The organism is Microcoleus vaginatus FACHB-2002 (assembly GCF_040004035.1).
Lineage (GTDB): Bacteria > Cyanobacteriota > Cyanobacteriia > Cyanobacteriales > Microcoleaceae > Microcoleus > Microcoleus vaginatus_C.
Genome location: NZ_JAMPLN010000016.1, coordinates 62,644 through 81,555 on the forward strand (window position 1 = coordinate 62,644; position 18,912 = coordinate 81,555).

20 protein-coding genes and 1 pseudogene are annotated in these 18,912 nt (G+C 46.5%); 10 read left to right on the plus strand and 11 right to left on the minus strand.

What is annotated here, in order from left to right:
* Nucleotides 1-25: 25 nt before the first annotated feature.
* On the plus strand, nt 26-949 hold the full coding sequence (locus NDI35_RS15490) for an alpha/beta fold hydrolase (protein WP_445313517.1): 924 nt from the start codon (nt 26-28) through the stop codon (nt 947-949).
* 42 nt (nt 950-991) lie between these two features.
* Here NDI35_RS15490 and NDI35_RS15495 read toward each other — a convergent pair whose 3' ends face one another.
* The 3 genes from NDI35_RS15495 to NDI35_RS15505 form a co-directional block, all read right to left on the minus strand.
* On the minus strand, nt 992-1,420 hold the full coding sequence (locus NDI35_RS15495) for a YidH family protein (RefSeq protein ID WP_333209163.1): 429 nt from the start codon (nt 1,418-1,420) through the stop codon (nt 992-994).
* A 221-nt stretch (nt 1,421-1,641) separates the two neighbouring features.
* Entirely contained in the window at nt 1,642-3,057 is a 1,416-nt protein-coding gene (locus NDI35_RS15500; protein ID WP_445313518.1) for an LCP family protein, read from the minus strand.
* A 104-nt stretch (nt 3,058-3,161) separates the two neighbouring features.
* Nucleotides 3,162-3,536, minus strand: coding sequence for a hypothetical protein (locus tag NDI35_RS15505; RefSeq protein WP_333149078.1), 375 nt, complete (start codon nt 3,534-3,536; stop codon nt 3,162-3,164).
* 245 nt (nt 3,537-3,781) lie between these two features.
* Between NDI35_RS15505 and rpe the strand changes: the two genes are divergently transcribed.
* Complete coding sequence (gene rpe / locus NDI35_RS15510; RefSeq protein WP_006632078.1) at nt 3,782-4,483, plus strand: ribulose-phosphate 3-epimerase; 702 nt, start codon at nt 3,782-3,784, stop codon at nt 4,481-4,483.
* Between the two features lie 96 nt (nt 4,484-4,579).
* Here rpe and NDI35_RS15515 read toward each other — a convergent pair whose 3' ends face one another.
* The 5 genes from NDI35_RS15515 to NDI35_RS15535 form a co-directional block, all read right to left on the minus strand.
* The gene (locus tag NDI35_RS15515; protein WP_445313519.1) at nt 4,580-5,362 is read right to left on the minus strand and encodes a DsbA family protein; all 783 of its coding nucleotides are present in this window, start codon (nt 5,360-5,362) and stop codon (nt 4,580-4,582) included.
* 428 nt (nt 5,363-5,790) lie between these two features.
* Nucleotides 5,791-6,303, minus strand: a complete 513-nt coding sequence (locus NDI35_RS15520) for a hypothetical protein (RefSeq protein WP_333237131.1) — start codon at nt 6,301-6,303, stop codon at nt 5,791-5,793.
* Nucleotides 6,304-6,419: 116 nt separating this feature from the next.
* A complete protein-coding gene (locus NDI35_RS15525) occupies nt 6,420-6,863 on the minus strand; it encodes a hypothetical protein (RefSeq protein WP_445313520.1) in 444 nt (147 codons plus the stop codon).
* Between the two features lie 77 nt (nt 6,864-6,940).
* Nucleotides 6,941-7,123, minus strand: a complete 183-nt coding sequence (locus NDI35_RS15530; RefSeq protein ID WP_006632074.1) for a CsbD family protein — start codon at nt 7,121-7,123, stop codon at nt 6,941-6,943.
* Nucleotides 7,124-7,501: 378 nt separating this feature from the next.
* Nucleotides 7,502-7,708 (minus strand): hypothetical protein, encoded by a 207-nt coding sequence (locus NDI35_RS15535; RefSeq protein ID WP_333179096.1) that lies wholly within the window; start codon nt 7,706-7,708, stop codon nt 7,502-7,504.
* Nucleotides 7,709-8,377: 669 nt separating this feature from the next.
* Here NDI35_RS15535 and NDI35_RS15540 point away from each other — a divergent pair.
* The 3 genes and pseudogenes from NDI35_RS15540 to NDI35_RS15550 all read left to right on the plus strand — a co-directional run bounded on the left by NDI35_RS15540 (nt 8,378) and on the right by NDI35_RS15550 (nt 10,789).
* Nucleotides 8,378-9,097: pseudogene (locus tag NDI35_RS15540) on the plus strand (IS1 family transposase).
* A 329-nt stretch (nt 9,098-9,426) separates the two neighbouring features.
* The gene (locus NDI35_RS15545; protein WP_445313521.1) at nt 9,427-10,389 is read left to right on the plus strand and encodes a hypothetical protein; all 963 of its coding nucleotides are present in this window, start codon (nt 9,427-9,429) and stop codon (nt 10,387-10,389) included.
* A 154-nt stretch (nt 10,390-10,543) separates the two neighbouring features.
* Nucleotides 10,544-10,789, plus strand: a complete 246-nt coding sequence (locus NDI35_RS15550; protein ID WP_445313522.1) for a hypothetical protein — start codon at nt 10,544-10,546, stop codon at nt 10,787-10,789.
* 179 nt (nt 10,790-10,968) lie between these two features.
* Here NDI35_RS15550 and NDI35_RS15555 read toward each other — a convergent pair whose 3' ends face one another.
* Nucleotides 10,969-12,282: a leucine-rich repeat domain-containing protein gene (locus NDI35_RS15555; protein ID WP_445313523.1), complete on the minus strand. Its 1,314-nt coding sequence runs from the start codon at nt 12,280-12,282 to the stop codon at nt 10,969-10,971.
* Between the two features lie 165 nt (nt 12,283-12,447).
* Between NDI35_RS15555 and NDI35_RS15560 the strand changes: the two genes are divergently transcribed.
* The 5 genes from NDI35_RS15560 (at nt 12,448) to NDI35_RS15580 (ending at nt 16,967) form a co-directional block, all read left to right on the plus strand.
* Nucleotides 12,448-14,397: a long-chain fatty acid--CoA ligase gene (locus tag NDI35_RS15560; protein WP_445313524.1), complete on the plus strand. Its 1,950-nt coding sequence runs from the start codon at nt 12,448-12,450 to the stop codon at nt 14,395-14,397.
* A 154-nt stretch (nt 14,398-14,551) separates the two neighbouring features.
* Nucleotides 14,552-14,992, plus strand: a complete 441-nt coding sequence (locus tag NDI35_RS15565; RefSeq protein ID WP_333373172.1) for a YlqD family protein — start codon at nt 14,552-14,554, stop codon at nt 14,990-14,992.
* A gap of 173 nt (nt 14,993-15,165) precedes the next feature.
* Nucleotides 15,166-16,461: a dihydrolipoamide acetyltransferase family protein gene (locus tag NDI35_RS15570; protein ID WP_445313566.1), complete on the plus strand. Its 1,296-nt coding sequence runs from the start codon at nt 15,166-15,168 to the stop codon at nt 16,459-16,461.
* Between the two features lie 241 nt (nt 16,462-16,702).
* On the plus strand, nt 16,703-16,777 hold the full coding sequence (locus tag NDI35_RS15575; RefSeq protein WP_445313567.1) for a four helix bundle protein: 75 nt from the start codon (nt 16,703-16,705) through the stop codon (nt 16,775-16,777).
* A gap of 88 nt (nt 16,778-16,865) precedes the next feature.
* Nucleotides 16,866-16,967 carry a hypothetical protein gene (locus tag NDI35_RS15580; protein WP_445313525.1) on the plus strand — a complete coding sequence of 34 codons (102 nt, stop codon included), beginning with the start codon at nt 16,866-16,868 and terminating at the stop codon, nt 16,965-16,967.
* A 56-nt stretch (nt 16,968-17,023) separates the two neighbouring features.
* On the opposite strand, the gene NDI35_RS15585 is transcribed toward NDI35_RS15580, so the two are convergent.
* Nucleotides 17,024-18,454, minus strand: coding sequence for a DUF3370 domain-containing protein (locus NDI35_RS15585; protein WP_445313526.1), 1,431 nt, complete (start codon nt 18,452-18,454; stop codon nt 17,024-17,026).
* A 204-nt stretch (nt 18,455-18,658) separates the two neighbouring features.
* Nucleotides 18,659-18,880 (minus strand): hypothetical protein, encoded by a 222-nt coding sequence (locus NDI35_RS15590; RefSeq protein ID WP_445313527.1) that lies wholly within the window; start codon nt 18,878-18,880, stop codon nt 18,659-18,661.
* Nucleotides 18,881-18,912: the final 32 nt, after the last annotated feature.

The following is an 18,912-nucleotide window of genomic DNA, read 5'->3' on the forward strand; positions in this document are numbered from 1 at the left end:
TCTAAAATCTAAAATCTAAAATCGTATGACATCTTCTACTCCCACTTCGTCAACTGCTGTTGCACCTCAAACTTGGCTGTGGAAAGGCTTTCCGATTTGCTACCAGGCTGCGGGTTCCCAGGGGCCTGCGGTGGTGTTTGTCCACGGTTTTGGTGCGTCTTGGGGCCACTGGCGCAAGAATTTGCCGGCGCTGGCGGCTGATTGTCGCTGTTATGCGATCGACCTCATCGGTTTTGGCGGTTCTGCTAAACCCGCGCCCAAGCTTGAGATTGACTATACTTTTGAAACTTGGGGACAGCTAATTGCTGATTTTTGTCGGGAAGTTGCGGGCGGGCCGGCTTTTTTGGTGGGAAATTCGATCGGCTGTGTGGCAATTATGCAAGCTGCAGTGGACTATCCCGATATTGCTGAGGGCGTAATTTTACTCAATTGTTCCCTGCGCTTGCTGCACGATCGCAAACGCGGCGAATTGCCTTGGTATCGCAGTTTTGGAGCGCCTATCGCACAAAAAGTTTTAAATGTCAAGTGGATAAGTCAATTATTTTTTAAACAATTAGCAACGCCAAAAACAGTAAAAAAAGTGCTTTTGCAAGCATATCGCCGTCCTGAAGCTGTCAGCGACGAACTGGTAAATATGCTGCTGAAACCTGCCCAAGATAGCGGCGCAGTTGAAGTATTTGTGGCATTTATCAGTTATTCTCAAGGCCCGCTACCGGAGGATTTGTTGCCACGTTTAAGCTGTCCGGCTTTGATTTTGTGGGGGACAGATGACCCTTGGGAGCCGATCGCATTGGGACGAGAATTGGCAAAGTTTCCGGCTGTTGAAAAGTTTATTCCTTTGGAGGGAGTGGGCCATTGTCCGCAAGATGAAGCGCCGGAATTGGTCAATCCTATTTTACTCGATTGGATTAAAGAGCGATCGGTAATTGCAGAAAATCCGCCCCTTTAATCAACAAAGGAATAGGCACTTTAGCTAAGCGATCGGGTTAACTTAGAATTGAGAGTTTTTAGGAGTTGAAGTGGGAGCTATATTTGCGCGATCGCGCCATAGCACCAACGGAATGCTTAACGTTCCTAAAATCATTACAACTCCAGTCAGAATCCAAACTAGCACACGATTTGGGCGATAATCACCTCGCTCAATTTGCCAGAATACTCGATTATAACGCCATGCTGCTAAGGCAATGACCGCAATCCCAAAAACGACCAGACTCAGCCCTAAAGTTTCTGAGTTGAAGAAGGGAGGGGAGGAAACTTCTTGCTGAGTCACTGTAGCTTGAAATTGACGCAGAAATAAACTGAACCGACTGATCGCAAACCCAAAACCAACTAAAGCCAGTGAAGTTCGTAACCATGCAAGAAAGGTGCGTTCATTTGCCTGATGTTCCCGCTGTCGGTCTATTTTATCACCCTTGTTCATCAACCCTACCTTTATAAAATATTTTAAGCTTTCCCTGGTTGATTATTGTTTCAGTTGAGATGGCGGAGGGAAGTATCGCTATTGCGATCGTGATTCATCATCACAAAAAAATATAGTATCAGTAAATCGACGAAAAAGCGATCGCCTCCATCTCATACAAACACAAAAGAAGAGGACACAGCAATGCTGTGTCCCTACCAATACCCCAGTTATAATCCAGTTTAAAAAGACTTAGCCGCACCGCCGGACTGAGCCTTTTTCTCCAACCAATCCTGACCCAATCTGATTGTCACATCCGACTGCAGAGAACCGGTACTCTCAACCAGCACATCTCCAAAACCCAAAAACTGGCGAATCGCTTGAGCACCTTTAATATCGCCCTGTTGAGCTACTAGGGTAGTTACCTCCAGCGGTTCGGGCCAAGCTTTATAAACCTGAACATTCCGATAACCGGCTTGAGTCAAATTATTGACAAAAGCTTCAACAGCCGAGGGATCTCCGGTACTATCTTGAATCGCCACATTCAGAAAAGTCGAATCAGCATTCTCAATTTGCCAAGTATTTTGGCCGAAGTCAAAATGTTCCGCCACCATAGTTTCGATGGCATATTGGTCGGGCAACCAAAAACTTGACTTGTAGTCCTTAGAATCGCTAAATTTACCGGGAACCATCAACATCTGCACGCCAGCGCGATCGGTTTGAGTAGCAAAACCAGCCAAAGCTACCAATTCTTCTATACTCAAATTGGTGTCAAGGTGAGACTGAATCACCGATAAAATCTTCGGTAGTCTAGACAGCAAACCTACATTTACTTCCTGTTCCACAAAAGCCCGCATCAACAATTGTTGGCGCTGCACCCGCCCAATGTCGCCCAAATCGTCGTGCCGGTAAAGCAAATATTGCACGATTTGTTCGCCGTTGAGCTTCTGCTTGCCCGCCTTTAAATCTATATATAAATGCTGGCTGTGATCGGTATACTTCATGTCTTTCGGGACATTAATAGTAATGCCACCAAGGGCATCTACCAAACTTTTTATGCCATGAATATTAACTGTGACGTAGCGGTCAATTCCCACACCGCCTAGGAGTCCGCTGACTGACTTCGCTGACGAAGCTGGACCCCCGTAGTAATTAGCTTCGTTTATTTTCACCTCGCCCCTACCTTCAACATAGGTGCGGGTGTCTCGCGGAATGGAAAGCACGCTTAACTTTTTATTTTGAGGGTCAAACCTAACCAACAGCATGGTATCGGTTAAGCCCTTAAATGAGTTTTCCCAAACCTCGTGTCCGACATTTTTGTTGACACTTCCTTCGATGTCAGAGGTCAGAACTTTAAGTCCTAAAACTAAAATATTAACTGGGCGAGTCAGCTCCGGCATTTTCATGTTGAGCTTTGCCATGTCGCCTTGAGAAAATACCGCCGCTTCTTCAGGGCTCAACTTTTGTTGCTGAAGCGGCGTTGTGGAAAGGGACACCGCTAGCAACGCTCCGGCTGTCGCTGAGAGCATTGCTACTCCCGCCAAACCAAAACCAAAACCCAGCCAGCGGCCTCGATGGGGCTGGGAAGCTTTTTTGGTTGCAGGTTGAGCAGTTGATTGTTGGATAGGGTCTTGATTAGGAATTTTTTGAGCTGGCACTGGCTTCCTCACACACAACAAAAATAAAAAAGATAATGGCAATATGTAGTATCAAGCTGAAGACGCACTCAATCAATAGGGTAGGGGCTTAAAAGAACCCTAAATTATGATAAATGTTTGCCTACTACTTGCTCGGCTACGCGACTAATTCCGGGCAACCATAGCGGTTGACGCTTCCAGAGGCGAACCATCAGTCCCAGAGCAACGATGAAATAGCTGGTGGTTAGCAGGCTACTCATTAATAACATGGGAAGTGTCGGAGATTCCGCAGAAATCGCTCCAGCTTCTAAAAGAATATGTCCTAAGAGCCAACTAAAAGCAAGGGCAATTGCCAATCGGCTGATGGCTTTGCGTTCGGGACTACCCTGACGGCGGTAAAGAGTCCACAGGGCGGGGAAAAAGCCGATGACGGGGATCATTAATACAAACAGACTGGCACGATCGAGTTCAGGATTTTCTAAGGGATCTGTTCTTTTCATAATTCGGTACTCAAAATTTGCAGAAGGTCAGATTTTGCACACAAGTTATTTGTTAGAGGGAAAATTTATATCCTAAACCAAAATTCGGAGAGCTGGGCTGGTGCGCGATCGCCAAACTTGTCTGTCAGAGGCAAAATTTTTCTGCCCTCCCAATCTCGCGACCGATCATTGGCAACTTTTCGACCCGGAGACCCGTATTTTGATAAACTGGATACAGCACAGCAGACAGGAGAACAGACTTAGCCATGACCCAATCCCAAAAACCAATCGTTATTGCTCCATCCATATTATCAGCCGATTTTAGCCGTCTTGGAGAAGAGATTCAGGCTGTCGATCGAGCTGGGGCTGACTGGATTCACGTAGATGTGATGGACGGTCGCTTTGTTCCTAATATTACTATCGGGCCGCTGATTGTTGAGGCAATTCGCCCCGTTACTACCAAGGTGATCGATGTCCACTTGATGATTGTGGAGCCGGAGAAGTACGTCGAGGACTTCGCTAAGGCTGGTGCTGACATTATTTCGGTTCACGCCGAGCATAATGCTTCGCCTCACTTGCACCGCACCCTCGGCCAAATTCGGGAATTGGGCAAAATGGCTGGTGTGGTTCTGAATCCTTCGACGCCGCTGGAGTTGATAGAGTACGTGCTGGAACTTTGCGATTTGGTGCTGATTATGAGCGTCAATCCAGGCTTTGGTGGTCAAAGTTTTATCCCGGCTGTTTTGCCGAAAATTCGCCAGTTGCGTAAAATGTGCGACGACAAGGGCCTCGATCCTTGGATTGAGGTAGATGGCGGTTTGAAGGGGAACAATACTTGGCAGGTTCTGGAAGCGGGCGCAAATGCGATCGTCGCTGGTTCTGCTGTGTTTAAGGCGAATGATTACGCAGCGGCGATCGAGGGTATCCGCCACAGCAAGCGTCCGACTCCTGAGTTGGCTGCGGTTTAATCAAAGATTTTTCGAGTTTTTCTGGTTTTTCTCGTTCCCAGCCCAAGCAGGCTGGGAACGAATTTTTAGACTCGGTTTCCAAGAGTCATCAATTATTTATTTCGAGACAGAGGCGAGAATGCTTTCCATCTCAGCAAGCTCGATCGCCCCGGAGAATGTTTGGCCGTTCATAATAAAAAATGGAGTGCCTTCAATCCCCAGTTGTTGAGCAAGTTGCACGTCTTTCTGAATGGCGGCTTCGGCAGCAGGGCTGTTGCGATCGGTGTTGAATTTATCTAATTTTAGATTGAGCTTTTGGGCGATCGATGCGTACAATGGTTCGCCTAACTCTTTCTGTCCTTCAAACAAAGCGCTGTAGTATTCCCAAAATTTGCCCTGCTGTTGGGCAGCCCAAGCTGCTTTAGCTGCTGGCAGCGCTTGAGGGTGAATTGAAGTCAAGGGAAAATGCTTGTAAGCTAAAGTAACTTTGTCTTGGTGCTTTGCCATAAACTGCTTGACAGTATCGTGAGCGCGCGCGCAAAACGGACATTGAAAGTCAGAGAATTCTAAAAGTACAATTTGCTGCGAAGCTGAACCCGTGGTGGGAGAATCCCCGATAGAAGATTTGGGATTAGTTTTCATCTCCTGCAAAAATGACTGCTGCGCTGCTTTGAGAGACTGCTGCTGCTGTTGCTGGTACGCTTGTACCGACTCTATAATTGCTTGCGGGTTTTCGCGGATAATCTGCAATACTTGCTCTTTCAACTTGGGATCGACTGAATTGCCAGCCACTGACTGGGCGGGGGAACAACCGATAAATACAAGGCAACCTGCCAGGAGTACAGCCAAGCAGAAGGCTTGCTGGCTGCGGAGTTTTCGCCAAATAGTGGATACGTTCATCTTTTTTTCTGATTCACAGCAACACTTAATCCTACATTTAATTTTGCGGAGTGTCAGGTATACCGCTGTTGACTGCTGTCGAGCTATTTTTAGCTTTCAGCAATAATTAGCCATTGGCAATCGGTAATTCGTAGTCGGTAATTTGCAAGGGGTGTTAATCACCTGAACACCGACTAACCTAATAATTAAGATTTAAATTATTGGAATTTATTATAATATAATTTCCCCTCAAACGACCCAATAAAAAATGTTTGTAGTTAAGACTTTAGTCCTGAGCAGATTCTGATCACTAAAGTCTTAACTACAAACGCGCTCACGGTTATTTTACTACAGGACTAGATATAAAAAATAAAAGGACGATCGCCCCGGCGATCGTCCTTTTATATACTGCACGTATTATCAGCTTTTAAACTGGTCTGAATCCGAGACTATTTGCGGTTGTTGAGCCATTTAGCCGCAACTATTCCCAAAATACCCGCCACAACGGGATTGCCCAAAAACTTCATCAAACTCGGCTGTTCTGCCAGCACTTCTTGGAAAATATCCGGGTGATTGTGATAGGTAAACGAAGCCAGCTTGGTAACATCGTCAGCATTCATACGGCTGGCGTGGTGGGTAGAAAGTCCTAGCTGCTTTTCCAATTTGCGATCGTCCAATCCTCTCTTCCCCAAATGCTTGAAGAATTCCCGCGCCACGTCGTCGCGTTCGTTGGGCTTAATTTGGGCGATCGCCTTTTGCAATTCCGGTTCCAACTGAGCCGGCGGGAGGGAGTCGTGATTCAGGGAACGCCCGAATAATTGTTTGCGCTGAGCCGGCGAAGTTCTCTGAGCAAAATCGTCAAAGTTTTCGTAATCTTCACCAGTTGTCTCCGGCATCATTTCTCGATCGCCCTGGGCTAAATCGTTCATGATTTGACGCTTGTAATTATCGCTGCTACTCATGGTAACTCTCTTCCAATCTACACAACATTTCAGTCTTAAATTGAGATGATTTCGACTTCAAAAAACTGCGGAATATTAAACCGCCACGCGGCTATCATTTAAGCTTGCTAACCCGGTCAAGACTTGTATTCAATCTGATTTGATTGCTGGTCGTACTTAGCAGTCAAAATCAGTTTCTTGTCAGGAGCGTAAACCAAAACACTTACATCCTGATTTGGGAAATTGCGGTGAAAACCTTGTGCTAAAGATTTCGCCAAATCTTTTACTTCAGTCGGGCGGACTTGCGGGGTAATTACAACTCCCAATTTGTTATTGTCGCGGACGTAAGCATCCTGAACCAAGCCCTTAGCGGTCTTTGTTACCCATTGACCAAAATCTTGACCTGCGGCGGTATTGCCACGTTCTAGCTGCGCGTAATAACCCTGACTGCCACCAATTGCTACAGGTACATCAGTCGGTTTTTGCGTTGAAATACTGGGCGCGCAGGCAGTCGTAACAGCCAGCATTAATACCAAGAGTACGCCCGCAATTATTTTGCGACTCTGCTGCAATAAACTCACCTTTTTTCCTCCGTTCTGAAAACAAGTTGAATATTTGAAAGGGTCAGGTTGTTCGACCCTCTCAATTAGGATGAGGCTTAGTCTAGTTTCTTTTTGAGCTCATCTTTTACATCTTCGATGGCATGACCAGCTTCAGCTTTTGCCTGCTTGGCTTTGCCTTCTGCTTTATCCTTCGGGTCGCCAGTAACATTACCTAGGGCTTCTTGAGCAGCGCCTGCGATGTTATTGCCAGTTGCCTTTGCTCTATCTTCAGTGCTCATGGTTTTCTCCCTATCTGTATCTAATCCGACATTTTTTACTTAATAAACTCATCATAGGTAACTAGGAGCTGCGTTGCACTCTACCTCTAGGAAGAAACAATGAAGAAAAAATGAAGAGGGAACATGAAAGATGGAAAAATTATTTTTCAATTTTAGACGGACTGCCACTCTCATACTTACCGGCTTTTTTTACCGTTTCTGCTGGCTGCAATCAACTATTTTTGTAAAAAACTGCTGGAGGGTTGCCCGTGCGTCCCAGACTATTTTTTTAAACCCAAAAGAATTTATGCTTGTTAAATTTTATTTAATTCTGCCTTAAAAAGGCGGGTGTGGGGAAGACCGCATCTTACCCACACCCGAAAAAATTCCGTATTAGTTTTAATCTACCTTATGATGACATTCTTCATCTATTTTGTGCTGCAGTTCTTCTTTCAACTGTTCGACAGCGCGCATAGTTTGAGCATCTTCTTGTTTTTGCGGGCCCAGGGCTTTTTCTGTTTCCTCACCGAGCAATATTTCCCTAGATTTTGGTAGCGTGACTTGGTTTTCGCTGCCAGTCTGGGTCGCGTTTTCTTGACTATTCATTAGTTTTTCCCCTATTGTTTGCAAAATTTATTTTTAACAAGGGTACTTAGAAGTTAACCTTATATTTATCATAAGGGAAATCACGAACACTTCCCTCTGTCTGAAGGGAGATAGGGGCTGGTGAAGAGTTTTGAGTTTTGAGTTTTATAGTTAAGATAAATTACGGAAACTGCCATTAGCCCCAAAGGAGATAGGTGAAGGGGAATAGTGCGTGAGATTGCTTGGTGAGTCGCAAGGCGCGGGCAGTGAAGGAGTTGGGAAAGGGGAGGAGGGGGGAGAATTTTTCTGCGGCGCGATCGCCATAAGTACCTTTTGTCGTTTGTTAGATGAGGCTGTTTCGACATCCTTGACATACTCCCCGACCGTCGCGGACGGAGATTCTAATTCATGGTTCATCGCAGTCTACTTGCTATCTCAGGGTGTATCGTCAATAGTAGAGGGGGTATTCTCCCCACGCTTTCCCTCTTTCGAGGCGGATTCCTCTTGCCCAGAGATACCGTTTTGCCCTTCCATCCCTAGCATCTTCATTCCCTGTTTCAGGATAATTAAAGTCAGTGAAGGAGTCGCCTCCTCCACTGCTCTCCAAAACTGAACGTGGGCGTTGATGAACTAAGGTATGATTAGTTCAAAGAAAAATTGGCAAAAACAATTAACTAAAAGTCAAAGCCTATGAAATGTCCTGAATGTAAATCAAGTCATCTCAATAAAAATTGCCATAAAAAAGGTAAACAGAATCATTTTTGTTTTGAGTGTGGTAAGCAATTCATAGAATGCTACCAACCCCATAAAGGTTACTCTCAATAAGTTAAGTAGGAATGCCTAAAGATGTATGTTAATGGTATGGGTTTTCGAGGAATAGAAAGAATCAAAGGTGTTCACCATACAACAATAATTAATTGGTCAAACAGGTGGGAGAACTTTTGCCAGACGCTTACGAACCAGACACAATTCCCGATGTCGGAGAACTAAATGAATTAGAAATATTTATTGGCTTAAAAAAAACAAAAGCTGGCTGTGGACAGCAGTAGACCACTTCAAAGCAGGTATTTTAGGATGGGTTTTAGGGAATCATAGTGCCCAAACATTTAAACCTTTATGGGAGAGCGTTGAGAAATGGAAATGCTATTTTTACGTAACAGATGGCTGGAAAATTTATCCCATGTTTATTCCCGATGGTGACCAAATCATCTCTAAAACTTATATGACTTGCCGTTGAAGGTGAAAATACAAGCCTCAGACATTATTGGGCTGGATTAAAGAGAAAAAATCTTTGTTATTCTAAATCCGAAGAAATGCTCAAACATTCAATTCGTTTACTAATTCACGATCCTCAAATTCTCGGACGTTCCCATTCCATATTCAAGTAATCATTTCGATACTCTGATGTGAACGCTATTCTACCTGAACTGCCCGGGACGGTTGTCTAATCATACCTCAATTCAGCAACGCCAAAAATTTTTGCAATGCCAGCACCACCAACTTTCTACTTATGGAATTGGTCAAGACGGAAGTATAGACGATTTATGGGAGGAAGGGTACTTTTCGGGACATCTTAGCCGTATCATCTGTTGTTTAGTTCACCCTACTTCATGCCGTTTCACCTGAGTTCGGCTCAGTCAAGGCAACTGCTAGTCATTGAGCAGCCTGCACGTTACTCATTGCGACTTCCCAAATGCCTTTTGCACAATAGCTGTAAAAGTTAGGAACAGGCAGAAACAATGAAAGCTACTGGTAAGGTGTATACAATTGATTTGGCTGGGAATCAGTATCAAAGCCCTCGCTACTTGCAAAGTCGGGCGAGGATTAACTCGCTCATCGACCATTATATGTCATTGGAAGTTTTGAGCGATCGACTTTCCGATCTCCCCCAGCAATTTTCCGCCCCGCATCCCCGCCCTTGGGAACCCATAGATTGGCAAGGAATCAATCGCGACCAAATTATTGGTGTCAAGCCCGAAATATTTTTACAAATTTTGGCAAGTGCGGCAGAAATTGAAGCTCCCATCCGCAGCTACGGTAGAGAAAGTTGGTGCTACTTACAGCATATTTACCCGCAAATGGCGCGGTTTATGGGAGGAATTTTTGATGACAACGGAAACATTCTAGAGATAGGTGTCTGGGAAAAAGAAGAACGCCAACATTGCCCGACCTTTAGGAAAATTTACCAGCAACTTACAGCAGAAAAACTGCAAGTTAAACCGAACTCTGTGAATGGCTGTCAATCCACAGGTGACGCTTGGCAAGATACCTACAAACACGTGATTAGTCGCCTGAGTACCGAGTGGGGAGCTACTTCTGTTTATTTATGGTTGATGGTACACTCAACAGGAGCGTTGCAACAGGCAATTTCCCAGCCTTTACAGGATGAGATCAATCATTTGGCTAAGTTTTGGGGTTTCAGCCGCTGGGCATTCTCCCAGAGTTATTTCAATCAACTGAAAGGCTCTACCAAAAACCTGATTGCTTTGCTGAAACACCATCAGATTGAACGCACGCACGGCAACGATGTGTTTAACACTTCACTCAGTCTCAAACAGCTTTCTTTGGTGTTGGAATTGACTTTTACATTCACGCGAGTGATGGTGCGGCTGCGGCGCTGGAACCGCGAACTTAGTCGTAGTTATCTCAGACATTTGTTTGGCACTGCGCCGATGGTTGATGCACCGCGCAAGGTCGCTTAAACTAAGTTACCCCCTCGCTCGGCGGTTGAAACAAGGGCAACCACGGGGGGATTGCCCCTACTACATAAACTTTCGTCCCAGCAAAGAGGGACTAAGAAATCAGGGGCATTTAAGCCGGATTTGGTATTAGCAATCAGAGCGGAGGCTGGAAGTTATGAAGCATAAAATCTACGCTGTTGTCAATCTCAATCACAAAAAACTATTCGTTGGTGAAGCCGCTCAGTTGACTATCAATTGGCCGCCTTTATTAGCTCGACTCAACAGCGGGAGGTATTCAGATACCGAATTTCAAGTTGTATGGAATCAGGAAGCAGACAAGCGCTTCTTTTCCTTTCACACTTGGCAAGATTTGGTGGATATAGCTAATACCTGCGATTTGGTAGGGTTGCCAAATTGTTAGACTTAAAGAGACAATTGAAATTAAAAGGTACTATAAATCATGCAAATTACGATCGCCCTTCCCGACAATCTCCCCCTGACTGAAGCCGATGTGCGACTCGAATTCGCGATCGGACTCGATCGGCATCACAGCGCTCATGACTGAAATATTGAAGTGCGATCGGGCATTATTTTCAAGTTTTATGGTTTGGGTGGTGGTTCCCACTTACAGATAGACTCTGGCGAAAGAGGACAAGTCTTGGGAGCGATCGGATTTCCGCTGAGGACTAAATCGGTCAGGTTAGTCAAGGATGCTAGCGGTTTGATATCGCTGATTTGATTGTTGTCGAGTCCAAGAAAAGTCAGGTTAGTCAAGGCTGCTAGCGGTTTGATGTCGGTGATTTGATTGTTGTCGAGCCAGAGAACAGTCAGTTTAGTCAAAGATGCTAGCGGTTTGATGTCGCTGATTTTATTATTGTCAAGGGAAAGCCAAGTCAGTTTAGTCAAAGATGCTAGTGGTTTGATGTCGCTGATTTTATTATTGTCAAGGGTGAGCGCAGTCAGGTTAGTCAAGGATGCTAGCGGTTTGATGTCACTGATTTGAGCTGCTTCGATTCTGAGCGCAGTCAGGTTAGTCAAGGATGCTAGCAGTTGGATGTCGCTGATTTGATTGCCGGCGAGGACGAGCGAAGTCAGGTTAGTCAAGGATGCTAGCGGTTTGATGTCGCTGATTTGATTGTTGTCGAGCCAGAGAAAAGTCAGTTTAGTCAAGGATGCTAGCAGTTTGATGTCACTGATTTGATTGTCTATGAGTGAGAGCGAAGTCAGGTTAGTCAAAGATGCTAGCGGTTTGATGTCGCTGATTTGATTTCCTTCAAAGACGAGCACAGTCAGGTTAGTCAAAGATGCTAGCGGTTTGATGTCGCTGATTTGATTTCCTTTGAGGGTGAGCTCAGTCAGGTTAGTCAAGGATGCTAGCGGTTTGATGTCACTGATTTCATTGCCGCCGAGGGCGAGCCAAGTCAGGTTAGTCAAGGATGCTAGCGGTTTGATGTCACTGATTTCATTGTTGTCGAGGGCGAGCCAAGTCAGGTTAGTCAAGGATGCTAGCGGTTTGATGTTGCTGATTTGAGCTGCTTCGATTCTGAGCGCAGTCAGGTTAGTCAAGGCTGCTAGCGGTTTGATGTCGCTGATTTCATTGCTGATGAGGGTGAGCGTAGTCAGGTTAGTCAAGGATGCTAGCGGTTTGATGTCGCTGATTTCATTGTTGTCGAGGGTGAGTTCTGTGACACTCGAAAGTTCTCGATCGGCCTCATCACACTCAGTAGTCCCTGCTTTCTCCAACAGCACTTCAACAGTATGTTTAGTTTCAGAACTCAAATCAGCTTTTTGGCGACACCAATCCGCAAATGTTCTGTTTTCCGATCGCGTTTCTTCGGCCTTCGCTCCAAGTACATTTCCAAATAATGCTACGATCGCACTCAAAGCAACTACTATCAACCTTGATAAATTCATATGTTTCTATGCAACTATAAATTTCATCATCTTGCATCTCTAATTTTCTGAATAGGCAATGGCAGGTTGGCAAACTGTCACGGCACTGCCAGATAGTTCTAAAATAACTGTGATATTAAACTAATAGCCAATAACTTTATCTGCACAAACTCAGGAAAATACCTTATGAACGGCCCAGCATCTTACGCATCATCTCAAATCACCGATCGCGATCGCGCTAACCTCAGCCGCCTGATCGATTACACTTCCATTCAATCGATACCCGAATTTTGGGCGATCGTCAAACAAAAATTCGGTCAAACGGTAGCCCTCCACGATCCCCACACCCAGCCAGAAATCAAACTCACCTACACCGACCTCTACCAGCAAATCCAGCAATTCGCCGCTGGCCTCCAAGCCCTCGGCATCGAACCAAATCCCGAAGAAGCAGTCCCTCCCCGCGTCGCCCTCTTCGCAGACAACAGCCCCCGCTGGCTGATAGCCGACCAAGGTATCATGATGGCCGGGGCCGCGAACGTTGTTCGAGGCGCCACCGCCGACCCTCAAGAACTCCTGTACATAATCCAAGACAGCGGCAGCACCGCCTTGGTAGTCGAAAACCTGGCATTACTGAACAAACTGCAACACCGCCTCCCTGATTTGCCCATTCAACTCATCGTCCTCCTCTCCGACGAAGAACCGGAAACCAGCCAAACCCTAAACACAGTTAAATTTTCCCAAGTGATGACCACAGGGGCAAACCGTCCCCTCAAACCCACCAACCACAAGCCTCAAACCCTCGCCACCCTCCTCTACACCAGCGGCACCACCGGCAAACCCAAAGGCGTCATGCTGACTCACGGGAACCTGCTGCACCAACTCAACACCTTGGGCACAATTCTCCAGCCCGAAGCCGGCGAATCTGCCCTCAGCATTCTGCCCAGTTGGCACGCCTACGAACGCAGCGTCGAATACTTCCTGCTTTCCCAAGGATGCACGCAAATTTACACCAGTATTCGCTATTTCAAACAAGACTTTAAAACTTACAAACCCCATTACATGGTCAGCGTTCCGCGCATCTGGGAATCGATTTACGAGGCTGTACAAAAGCAATTTCGGGAACAGCCACCTAACAAACAAAAATTGGTGAATTTCCTGTTATCTTCCAGCCAGCAATATATCGAGGTCCGCCGCATTTTCCAAGGATTAACTCTTAGTTTGAAACCGGCTTCTGCTTCCGAAAAACTAATCGCCCGCACTAAAAGCATTCTGTTGTCGCCCGTACACGCCCTCGCCGAAAAATTGGTTTACAAAAAAGTCAGGGAAGCTACAGGAGGACGCTTAAAATGGGCAATTAGCGGCGGCGGTTCTTTGGCAACGCATTTAGACAATTTCTTTGAAATAGCGAATATCGGCTTGTTGGTGGGATACGGTTTAACCGAAACTTCGCCGGTTTTAACTGTGCGCCGCCCTTGGCACAATCTTAAAGGTTCCGCAGGACAGCCGATCGCCCAAACGGAAATTAAAATAGTAGACCCGGAAACCAGACAGCAACTCCCAACAGGCCAGCGCGGCTTAGTATTGGCGCGGGGGCCGCAAATTATGCAGGGCTACTATCTCAATCCCCAAGCGACTGCCAAAGCCATAGACTCCGAAGGCTGGTTTGACACCGGCGATTTGGGCTGGCTGACACCGGGAAACGACTTAATCTTGACCGGGCGGGCCAAAGATACGATCGTCCTCAGCAACGGCGAAAACATCGAACCCCAGCCCATAGAAGACGCCTGCGTCCGCAGCCCCTACATCGACCAAATTATGCTAGTAGGTCAAGACCAGAGATCCGTTGGCGCCTTAATTGTCCCCAATGCAGAAGCCGTGCAGAAATGGGCAGAAACTCAGACTCCCCCATTACACGAAATTGACTGGAATAGCAAGACAATTCAAGATTTATTCCGCAAAGAATTGAACCGAGAGGTGCAAAATCGCCCTGGATACCGCGCGGACGATCGCATCGGCCCGTTCCGGTTGATTCAGGAGCCATTTTCGATCGAGAATGGAATGTTGACCCAGACCCTGAAAATTAAGCGCCCGGTTGTGACGCAACACTACCGCGATATGATTGACGGGATGTTTTGAAATATTCGCAGGACTTGGGGAATGGAAAAGAAAAAATTATCCCAACACCCGAGTCCCGAGTCCGAGTCCTCAGTCCTGGGCCATTAGTTCATGTTTACCAACTAATGACTCATGACTAATGCCTAATTCCTAATTGACAAGCAACAACTTTTTTATGGAACCACAATTACTCTTGAAACGATCGATTAACGTTAAAGTCATCGTTACTCCCCGCTGGAAAGAAGAAGCTCAACAGCAACTCCAAGCCCAAATCAACCAAATAGACTCTCAGCTACAACAGTTAGAAATGCAAGGGCAGCGGATGATTTCAGAAATCCAAAAGCAAAATCTGCAGCCACCAGGCCCGCAAGTAATGCAGCAAATAGAAAACATTCAAGTGCAGGTGAATCAAAGAAAAAGCGAACTGCTAGAACAGAAAAACCAAAACCTGCAACAGCTTCAGCAAGTGCAGGTGCTAGACCTGGAACAAGAAGTGAGTCAAGGTCAAATTGACGGCACATTCACTGTCGGGCTCGGAGAAAACTTGATTCAAAAAATGCAAGTAGAAATTCTCCTTCGCGACGGCATAGTCGAAGAAATTCGAGGTGATATTTAGAAATTGGTAAGTGGTAATTGGCGATCGGTAATTGGCAATTGATTTTGAGTCAACAGTCACACATCAAGAATGCGAGACACTGGCATAATAATAAGTATTGCCGGTGGCCGATCGCCAATGCTCAATTGCCAAATACCGATTACCTATTACCAACACAAAAGGACTTTTTACAGATGATTCGCGAAGTTTTCATGCCAGCCCTGAGTTCTACCATGACAGAGGGCAAAATTGTTTCCTGGGTCAAATCCGCCGGAGACAAAGTAGAAAAAGGCGAAACGGTGGTGGTGGTTGAATCCGACAAAGCCGACATGGACGTGGAGTCTTTCTACGAAGGCTATTTAGCAATAATTATCGTACCTGCGGGCGAAGTTGCTCCGGTGGGGGCGGCAATCGCCCTGGTAGCAGAAACAGAAGCCGAAATCGCCACAGCTCAGCAGCAAGGAGCCGCCGCCCCAAGCGCAGCAGCAGCCCCCGCTCCCAGCCCCGCTCCTGTGAGCGCAGCTACATCGTCAGCAGGTTTGCAGCAAAATGTCAGCCGCCAAAACGGCCGCAGCGTCGTTTCTCCCCGCGCTCGCAAGTTAGCCAAAGAGTTTAAAGTAGATTTGAATTCTATCAAAGGCAGCGGGCCCAACGGTCGCATTGTCGCAGAGGATGTGGAAGCAGCAGCCGGCAAAGCCCAACCCGCTCCGGTTCAGCAAGCGGTAACAGTCCCCGCAGCACCCGCCCCCGCCCCCGCAGCACCCGCCCCCGCGGCAGCCAAACCCGCACCCGCACCAGTCCCGGCGGTGGCACTTTCCGGTCAAAGAGTACCGATGAATGCGCTGCAAAATGCGGTGGTGCGGAATATGGAAGCAAGTTTGAGCGTGCCGTCTTTCCGCGTCGGTTACACAATTACTACTGATAATCTCGACAAACTCTACAAACAAATTAAGTCCAAGGGCGTCACGATGACGGGTATGCTGGCGAAGGCTGTAGCAGTAACTTTACAAAAACATCCTCTGCTGAATGCTTGTTATGTGGAGTCGGGAATTCAATACCGCGCTGATATTAATGTGGCGGTAGCGGTGGCGATGGATGGCGGCGGTTTGATTACGCCGGTGTTGCAAAATGCCGATCGCCTCGATATTTATTCGCTCTCCCGCGCTTGGAAGGATTTAGTCGATCGCGCCCGCACCAAGCAGTTGAAGCCTGATGAATACAGCACGGGAACTTTTACTCTTTCCAATTTGGGAATGTTTGGAGTAGACAAGTTTGACGCGATTTTGCCGCCGAATCAAGGCTCGATTTTGGCGATCGGCTCTTCGCGGCCGCAAGTAGTGGCAAACGAGGATGGTTTGATGGGAGTGAAGCGCCAAATGCAGGTGAATATTACTTGCGATCACCGGATTATTTACGGTGCTGATGCTGCGGCATTCTTGCAAGATTTAGCGAAATTGATTGAGACAAATCCTCAATCTTTGACGCTTTAATTAGTTAACTGTTGACTGTTGACTGTTGACTGTTGGCAGTTGACAGTTGACAGTTGACAGTTGACAGTTGACAGTTGACAGTTGACAGTTGGCAGTTGACAGTCAATGGTTTGCCATAAACTATGTTAAAGGAGCTAATATGGAAAGCTTCCAACAGCTAAGAGTTTATCAATTAGCGGAAAAAATATCAAATGAAATATGATTTATTGTTAAAAAGTGGGACGACTTTGCCAAGGATACGATGGGCAAACAAATAGTGCGATCGGCTGATAGTGTTGGTGCTAATCTTGCAGAAGGACATGGACGCTATAGCTAGCAAGATAATCAGCGTTTTGTGAAAATTGCTCTTGGGTTCATTAAACGAAACAAGACATTGGTTGAGACTTGACGGAGCTCGCAATCTTTTGACTCAAGAACAGAGCGATCGACTGCATCCGTTATTAAATGAACTTTCACCAAAACTTAATCCCTATCTTAACTCATTAACACATAAACCCAAAGGTTAACAGTCAACAGCCAACAGCCAACCGTCAACAGTTAACAGTCAACCGTCAACCAATAACTAATTACTCGATCGCACAGTCAAAACTTGCGGCGGCGTCGCATCGGGCGGATACAAGAAATCCACTTGCACCAAACGGCGTTCCCCCGGCTTCATATTCACATTCACCAAAGGTTCCCCCTGCTGTCCCCTGCGCTGCACAATGTGAATGTAGCGCGTCAAAGTCTTGCCCGTATCATCCTTAAACATCACCCGCACCGTACCTCGGAAAAATATCCGATTTTCAGGAGGATCGTAAAACATCAATCCCCCCGATTCTGTATTTGCCTTGACGGGTGTTTGCATTTTAATGCTAACAGATTGAGACTCGCGAGATTTGTTGTAAAGCGGAAAAGTTAAGTTGTATTGAATCCCGTAATTACCGTGAGCAAAATAAGCAGTATCGGGATAGCGAGCTAACATTTTAGCGCTTTGAATTTGACCAGTTCCAAAAGTACCCGTATCAGTAGTGCTCAAAGCATAGGAAAAGGACTCGCCGCGCTTGGGAATAGTTAAATAATCGGTTCTCGAATTGTCCGTAATTTTAGCTTGCCACTGGGAACCTTCCGCTACTCCTGCCACGCGGCCATAAATTTTTTGCACCGGATTTTCGCCTCTCGGAGTTGGTGCTAAATCTCTTGGCCCCGCTAAACCTTTGGTATTTAAAATATTTTCCCACTCTTCTAAAGTCGGATATTGCTCCACTCCTTCTGGATTTGTGGGAGCAAACATGGCTAATGATGCTACATAAACCGAATTGCTGCTCGACATTCGCATTAAGGTCGATCGACCATTGGAAGAAGGCGTGACATTGCCCACAGGTATCGGCAAATTCATCAGCATTCGGCTCTGATTCGCCGGAATCTCGATCGCAGCCGGCAAAATGGCTTGTCTGAACCCCCGCAGCACATCGCTGGTGATGCGGCTTCCAGGCCCCGCAAACACAGTGCCGAATCGATTTTCTAAATACGACGGCAAATCGACAAACAAGGCATCCGGCCGAGTTAAATAAGTTGCTCCTTGCAAGACATTTAAAGTAACAGGTTCGGAGTTGGGATTGTGGACAATTATTCCTTGAAATAAGGTGCGAGTTTCGGCGCGATTTTTAGCTTTGGCGATGTGGTGGGCAAAGATGTCAAATCGGCCTTTGAAGGGAAAGTTTAAGTGTGCAGAAGGTAGTTGTTTTCCTTCCGGGGGAAATGTGGAGAGCAAAATGCCTTCGGTTTGCACAACTTCGGGGCTGTTGCTATTGAAAACCGGGATGCTGTCGAGTTGTCCTGGTAAAACGCGCACTTGTTGGGGCACCGTCAGGGTTTTCAGCGGGCTGCTGCTTGGCTGTGGCGGCAAATCCAGTTCGTTTTCGGGTACGGGGACTTCTGGGTCGATGATCAGTTGTTGTTGGGCGGGAGGTGCGGGAATTGTTTGAGCTAGGGGGAAAATTGGCAAAAACATTGCTGTGAGCGCGTTTAACTGAACTTGTGTTGATATTTGACCGATCCTCTTGGAGGGCTCCGCTAATCGGCGATCGACACAAAACTTTACCACAAGTTGGTTGATGTGTTTGAGGAATTTTGGATTTTAGGTGGATGTGTGCAGTAAATTCGACGCCCAACTTAGCACTGACAGGGTATCGAAGATAAACCACACACTCAAGAATCAACGCGCACTGATTACCGGAGGCAGTCGCGGCATTGGGGCTGCGATCGAAAGCAGCGTTTGGCCCGTGAAAGCGCTGATGTTGCCTTTAATTATACCAATTCGCCCGATCGCCCAATTTAGCACAGACCTGGCGCTCAGCTTTCGATCGCACCTTCTGAGTCCGCGCACCATTTCCAAAATTGTTGGGCGTGAAGTCGGTTTCGATCGTCGGACGCTCAAACAATTTACCAATTACCAATTACCAATTACCA